At 54.2% G+C, this 6712-nt stretch carries 6 protein-coding genes; 5 read left to right on the forward strand and 1 reads right to left on the reverse strand.

Translation table 11 applies throughout. The features are described from left to right. Positions 1 to 42 precede the first annotated feature (42 nt). The 5 genes from ACP7AL_RS16540 (at position 43) to ACP7AL_RS16560 (ending at position 5826) form a co-directional block, all read left to right on the forward strand. On the forward strand, positions 43 to 1941 hold the full coding sequence (locus ACP7AL_RS16540) for a DUF3631 domain-containing protein (protein ID WP_425992917.1): 1899 nt from the start codon (positions 43 to 45) through the stop codon (positions 1939 to 1941). Next, entirely contained in the window at positions 1941 to 2537 is a 597-nt protein-coding gene (locus ACP7AL_RS16545) for a hypothetical protein (RefSeq protein WP_425992919.1), read from the forward strand. Before ACP7AL_RS16540 ends, ACP7AL_RS16545 begins: the two co-directional genes overlap by 1 nt. Before the next feature lie 84 nt (positions 2538 to 2621). Next, positions 2622 to 2942, forward strand: coding sequence for a hypothetical protein (locus tag ACP7AL_RS16550; RefSeq protein ID WP_425992921.1), 321 nt, complete (start codon positions 2622 to 2624; stop codon positions 2940 to 2942). Positions 2943 to 3204: 262 nt separating this feature from the next. Beyond that, on the forward strand, positions 3205 to 3816 hold the full coding sequence (locus ACP7AL_RS16555; RefSeq protein WP_425992923.1) for a hypothetical protein: 612 nt from the start codon (positions 3205 to 3207) through the stop codon (positions 3814 to 3816). A gap of 1434 nt (positions 3817 to 5250) precedes the next feature. Beyond that, entirely contained in the window at positions 5251 to 5826 is a 576-nt protein-coding gene (locus ACP7AL_RS16560; RefSeq protein ID WP_425992925.1) for a hypothetical protein, read from the forward strand. A gap of 107 nt (positions 5827 to 5933) precedes the next feature. Here the strand turns inward: ACP7AL_RS16560 and ACP7AL_RS16565 are convergent. Then, the coding region (locus ACP7AL_RS16565) for a hypothetical protein (RefSeq protein WP_425992927.1) at positions 5934 to 6712 on the reverse strand (779 nt) is incomplete at its 5' end.

The following is a 6712-nucleotide window of genomic DNA, read 5'->3' on the forward strand; positions in this document are numbered from 1 at the left end:
TCACCGATCAGCGCGCAAACCCTTTCGCATGGAGATTTTCACATGACTACCGATACGCCTGCAAACAAGAGCAACGACGCTTACTCGGCGTCCACGTCAGCCCCGCATGAAGACAGCACATTCGACGCTGCATCGGCAGCGAAGGCTGGAGCCGATAATTCCACTTGGCCCGATAAGTACAAGCCGCAGTGCATCGAGGACGTGATACTCCCCGACGGCATTCACGACATGCTGAAGTCCTGGAGCCAGCCCGGCGCTGACATCCCGCATGTGCTGATCGCTGGTAAATGGGGTATAGGCAAAACGACCGCCTTCGATCTTGCTATCAAAGAAAGCGACCTGTCGCCGCTTAAGATCAACGGCGCGCTCGATCGCGGGATCGACGTTGTTCGTAAGATTCGCGAAGCAGTTCGCACTCTGACGGTATACGGCGAACGGCGCGCTATCTTCATTGACGAACTGGATGGTCTCACCCAAGAGGCATTTTCGGGCCTGCGCGGCGACACTATCGCGGGGAGCAGTTCGACCGCTGTGTTTGTCGCTACTTGCAACCATCTGGAAAAAATTCCCGAGGCCATCCGCAACCGTTTCTACATCATCCATTTGGATGACGAGATCGCTCGCTGCCGCGAGGAACTAGAACTCAAACACCAGGAACGCGCCTTCGCGATCCTCAGGCAAGAGGGTATCGAATTCGACAGGTCCGAGGTGGAACGGATCGTCAAGGAGATGTTCCCGAGCGCGCGTAAGTGGATGCTGGAATTGCAGGCTCGTGCGGCGGCGGGAGAAATTCGCTCTTCCGACGTCGTCTCGATTGTGCCCGATCAGGATCCGTCCTCGGCGAAAGCTCTTTCGGCTCCCTCAGATCAACCGGCGAACAAAGCAATTAAACCGACGCCCGTTCCCGCCCGGACTGATGCCGCGGATATCCTGGACGATATCGAGCGTCACCTTAAGCGCTTCATCGCCACAACGGACGCCAATCTGCGGGGGATTGCACTTTTCGTTCTCCACGCGCATGCGCATGAGGCGGCGTCGCATTCCCCGCTGCTTTGGCTGAACTCACCCGAGAAACGGTGCGGAAAGACCACGGCACTGAAAATGGTTTCTCACCTGGTGCCAAAGCCCATCATTACTTCCAACATTTCCGTCGCGGGAATGCTGAAGGCGATCCAGAACGTTCGTCCGACGTTCCTGATCGATGAAATGGAACACGCGCTCAAAGCGACCGGCGGGCTCCACGGCGTTCTCAATCTCGGACACGCCCCAGATGGCGTAATTGTGCGGAATGATGCGACATACAGCACCTGGTCACCTAAGGTTGTCGCACTGATCGGCGAACTGCCCGGCACCCTCGCCGATCGCTCCGTTCGGATCGCGTTACGACGCCGCCTAGCGACTGAGGTGGTTGAGCGCTTTACGCGCAACGATGAACCGGAGGCGGAGGCCTTGCGCGCTCGATGCCATGCCTGGGCGACGGAGGCCGTTTTGGCAACCTTGACGGACATGGACCCAGACGTGCCCTTGCAACTCAGCGATCGCGCGCAGGATAACTGGCGACCCCTCATCGCGATCGCGGACCTCGCCGGTGGCGACTGGCCAGACAAAGCCCGCGAGGCGGCGAACATCATCTCGGCGCATGAGGATATAGAGGAGCCTTCGGCCGGCATCCTCATACTCAGTTCTGCCAGGGATTGGTTCGCAGGCAAGGACGACGCCCATATCGCCTCGGCGACGCTTGCTGACTTGGCGGCCAATGCGGGTGCGGTCAGCGGCAAACCCGCGAGCCGAATGATCCGTTGCGCTCGCATACTCTCCGGTCTCGGCGTGCCGCGCCATACGTTCCGCCCGCCTGCTGGCGAACCCAGGAAGGGCTTCAAGCGCGCGGACATGGAAGACGCCTTCACTCGCTACCTCCCCGAGGAGGTCGATGTCGGTTGATGTTACCGCTGTTACCGGTGTTACCGGTCGCTGATGGTGCGACCCACCAGGGTCACACCCTCAGTGAAATAATCTTCACGGCGCAGCGTATCTCTCTGCGTCGCTCCACGTGCCAAGCCGCTGGTGGGTCTTCGCTGGCCGCCTTGCGCCACTCGGAACCTTTCCCACGTACCCTTCATCAGGGCGGCGCGAACACGCAACGCTCATTCCAAAGGAATTTTCCCGTGAACCAACTTACGACAAAGCAACGTTTCTCTGGCTCGTTCAACGAATTTGACCGCCTGCTCTTCCGAATTCCCGATCGCGGACGCTGGCTCCTGCGCGATGGTCGTCGCGTCTATTTCTTCACGCGCAAGGTCACCGTGACGTGGTTTGAGCGGCCCAAAGGTTATCTCGTCGAGGGCGAGGACCGCATGCACGTGCTGTTCATCGATGCCGAAATACGTCGCCTGATGAAGCGCCTTGGATTAACCCAGGCTGGCGCACGCAAAAAGCCATCGTCACGCGTGCGCCGCGTTGTCCGTGTTGCCGACACGCTTCAGCCGGCCACGCTGGCGCAGCTTCGGAAACCTGCCTCTGGCAAACGCAATGCCTAACTCCATCTGGCTCAACGGCCACCTCGTTACCGGTGTTACCAATGTCACCGGTTTTCGCGGCAGCCACGAACAAACGAGGACCGAATGTACGCCAATATGCAATGGCAGGTGACGCCCCGTGGACTTGAAACGCTTGAGGGCGCTGAATGTGATTATTGGATCACTGCAGCCCAACTGGTTGAGACCCGCCTACAGGCCGACGGACCTATTTACGAGTTCTTCGTCGACCTTGGGCTCAAGACCTGGCTAGTTCCGGAATTCCTCGAGGAGGCGTACGACAAAGCGCTAGCTGTCCACGCGGAGCGCTTGCCGAACCCTGTCGATGTTGCGACTTGGGAACGCAGTAAGAAGGCGTTTCGCGCCAACGTTATGCGGCGGCGCGCTCAAAAGGCCCACAGCGAATAATTATTTTGCCTCCCGGGCGATTCGGCCGCGTGGCCACATAAATACGAGGGTGCAACAGAAACCTCGCCCGTATAATGACAGCCTCACTCCACAGCTTATGCGAGGCGAATGTACCAATCCTGATCGCCAATCATTGGCGGCCCGTTCGTCTGTAAGCGCCTCGTCTCGAAATGCCGCGACGTGCAAGTCCAGCTTAAAGGAAGAGCTCCTCTGCAAAATCGAAACAGGATCTCTGGACGTTCCTACTCGTGGGGATTCCGGGATGTACGGCACGAAGAATGTCGCGCCGCTCTCCCACACGATCAAGCGCATCAAGCAAGCGAGGACACTTCAAGAACTTAAGATCGCGGCGAAAGGCGTGCGGACTATAGAAGATCAGAATGCCGCCTTACGCAGAAACGCGTCGCTCCAACTTGCTTCGATGCCAGCGAACCGCGAAGTCTGCCTGACGTTCGACTGGCACCCCGTGTTCCAGCCGGAGGACGCGAATGTTGCCCGCTTATGCATTCTGGAATTCCTGCTGCGGATGGCAAGAAATATCTCTCGCTCTGCAAAACTCCCCCTTGACCTCTCCGCTCAGAATTTCATCGCTGTTCCCGAGATCTGGAGTTCCGATGGACAACCCATGCCGCTCCACTTTCACTTGCTAATCGACGTTCCGGAAGGCGGATTAGCCTGGTTTGACTCACGCGTCCGAAGTATTTGGGAACAAGTACTACGGGCAAACAGAGTGATGGGAGCGATTCATCACGCGCCAATCAATGACAAGGACAGGCTCTCTCGTTACAGCCTGAAGCAATTTGACCTTGAATGGGTCTTCGACCGCACGATATGGCCGATTGACCTACTCAAATATCACAGCACGTCGAGCTAGCCTCCCCAGTGCTTTTGTTATGGATTCCGAGAGCTGCTCTCAACCTGAGGTGTGGCGACGGACAAGCATTGTCTAATGAAATTAGAGTTCAAACGAAGAAGTAGAGTTCAAAACGAACGACATACTTACAGAGTAGATACCGAACAAACGAATATGCCGAACAATAGTCGCTACAATAAAACAAATGCCACTTCAGAGCTCACCCACATCAAGACCTCTGGCGAGTATCCATACGAAGAGCGGGACAAAATTAATCCTCATGTGCGCCCTAGATCAGCACGCACGCGTGGCTTTCGCGGAAACAAATACGGCCCAGCTTCACCGGTACGGCAGTTCACGATGCAACAGTGCGCAGACTATGAACTCAAGATGCGAGAAGACGGTCGCTTGAAATAGAACCAATCAGAGCGGCGATGCTTGGTTTGATTTTGACTCTGGTGGATAGGATCCAAATTCAAAATTGACGCCACGATCGCCGCTTGCTCGCCGTTCAATCGGCGATGGATCATACCCTGAGGCATGTATCGCCGCTAAATGTCCTGTTGCAGGCTTTACCGACCTTCGTCAGAATTAGGGATTGTTCGGTTCAGGTTAAGCCGATAGCCCTGGCCTACACTTAGCGATTTCAAAGTAGGTTTATTTCAGCTGTGGAGACGCATTATGCTGCGAGCATTCTTATCCGTAATAGTTCTTTATGTTTCCATCCCGGCGTACGCGTCGGAGATAGCTGGGAAATTTGTTGATACCGAGGATTCGACGAAGGATGTAATGAAGTCATGCTCGGAAGAACTGAGCGATAGGCTCATCACGATAACGAAAAGCTCCATCCAATTCTTGTACGATGTTTGCAAGGTTGTGAAAGTCGAACAATGGCCCAGCGGCCAAAACGTTTGGGATTATAGAATTAGTTGTCCAGGCAAAAGACTCCAAAACCTGATCCTGTCGAATGAAGGAGCCGAGATTCGGGTCCAGCATCGCGAAGGGCCGCTATCAAGGACTGCGGGTGTGGTTTACAGAAGATGCCCTTCGAGTAATGCAAAGAACCAAAACGAAGGCTCAGCATTGAACACCAATCCTCCAAGGGGCTTCCCAAGGGGTCGGTACTATTTCAAAGTGAAGGCAAGCAGTTTATCACCAGAAGAGCTTTGCAGTAGAAATGTAAATGAAACCGAAGGGCGGATTGATTTTGGTCGTCGACAGATTGATTTCTTGGGGGGAAGCTGCCGTACTGAAGAGATTTCCCCCACGCAAAAGAGCCAGAGTGGCTTCACTTTCAACGCACATTGCACGAGCACGAAAAACAACGATGTAACGCCGCGACGATTCCAACTAGAGGTAAACGGCGGCCACGTCGTATCTACCGATATAACCGATTTGAACAGACCACTTATTGCAAATTACCTTAAATGCCCGCGATAGACACGTGAAATGCCAGTGGTGATTATCGTAGCGGTGCTTTCGTCTTCCGCCCTCGCGCAGTCAGATCAAGCTCCATTGGGTCTAAAATGGGGGCTGTCTCAAGCTGAAATCACAGCCCTCGGGGCTGAATTCCGCGAGGAAAAAGAAGACAGTTACGGTAAGGGAGTGGTCTTTACGAAGCTTCCACAGGTAATAGCCGACGCCGAGATCGTTCTTGGCTCGTTCGGATACAGCGATCGCTTATACCGTATCGTGATAATCAGCAAATCTTTCGCAAACGATCCGTTCGGATCATCCGTGTTATCGCGTTACAATTCATTGTCTTCGCTGCTTAGCGAGAAATACGGAAAGCCGAGCGTGAACCATCGGCTCGGAGATTCAATCTATGCCGAGCCAAGATACTTTCTTTCCGGCGTAAACAACGGGCGAACTTCTTGGTACACTAACTTCAAAACTGCAGACATTTTTGTTCAGCTTGGCCTTTTTGCGGAACATAGCTCTAGCGGTAGATGGAAGATCATCTATGAAAACGCGGCGATCAAAAAGGATTTTGATAAAGTAAAACAATCACGGGAGAAGAATGCGCTCTAATGGAAATGCTTGGATTGAAGTTCGGATCGGTGGATAGAGTCCGATTACGAATTTGACGCCACGATTGCCGCTCCCTCGCCAATTAACCCGACCTAGCTATCGCCCAATCACTTCGCAGTAACGCTTCCAGTTTTTGAAAAAGCAGCGCCTCGGCTCTCAACAGCTTGCAGTTTTATTTCACACTCCTGCCTTGCAGCCTGTTGAAGTTGAGCGCGCTGATCTTCAGTCACTGAGGCTATTCGTCCCCTCGTGATCATGCCGAACGTAGACCGCAACTCTGCCATTCGGGAGCTTTTAACGACGTAGTCACGAACCATCTGAGGCTGAATGTCGACCGCTTCTAATGCAGCGTCCATCGCGTTTAACATTGCAACGGCGCTAGCGGAAAGTTCGAACTTCGGTAGAAGTCCGTGATCCTCACAGATAATCGCATAAACTAAACTATTGATGGTTCCACTGGCGCTGTCCAGCACGAGTTGTCTTTGCCTCTGCACATCCTGACCCAGAGCCCGATGGATTGGGGAAATAGCGAGCATGGCGATAAGGGCTATTACGGGAAACGACTTCATGTTTTTACCACCCGCGCGGACGTCGCCGACCAGATCAACGCTCCAAGCCAGCCAATAATCGACCAGCCTAAGAACAGATTGATAATAAGGATGGCGTGTCTGTTCACATGCCAGCGCTGATACGCGATGAATGCGGGTAGCAGGTAGATAAACAAGCCGAACATCGTCCCGAGAATGACGGCACCATTTCCACCATATGCGTACGCATCCGACGAGCGCCGTCTTGTCTGATGCGGTATATTTCGCGAAGCGTGTGACCTTAAGTCTAGCTTTAAGGTCATCAGGCGATGCGGGTCGAGGTTTTAGGCGGGTTGGAG

This window comes from Afipia sp. DC4300-2b1 (assembly GCF_049895725.1).
GTDB classification, from domain to species: domain Bacteria; phylum Pseudomonadota; class Alphaproteobacteria; order Rhizobiales; family Xanthobacteraceae; genus Afipia; species Afipia broomeae.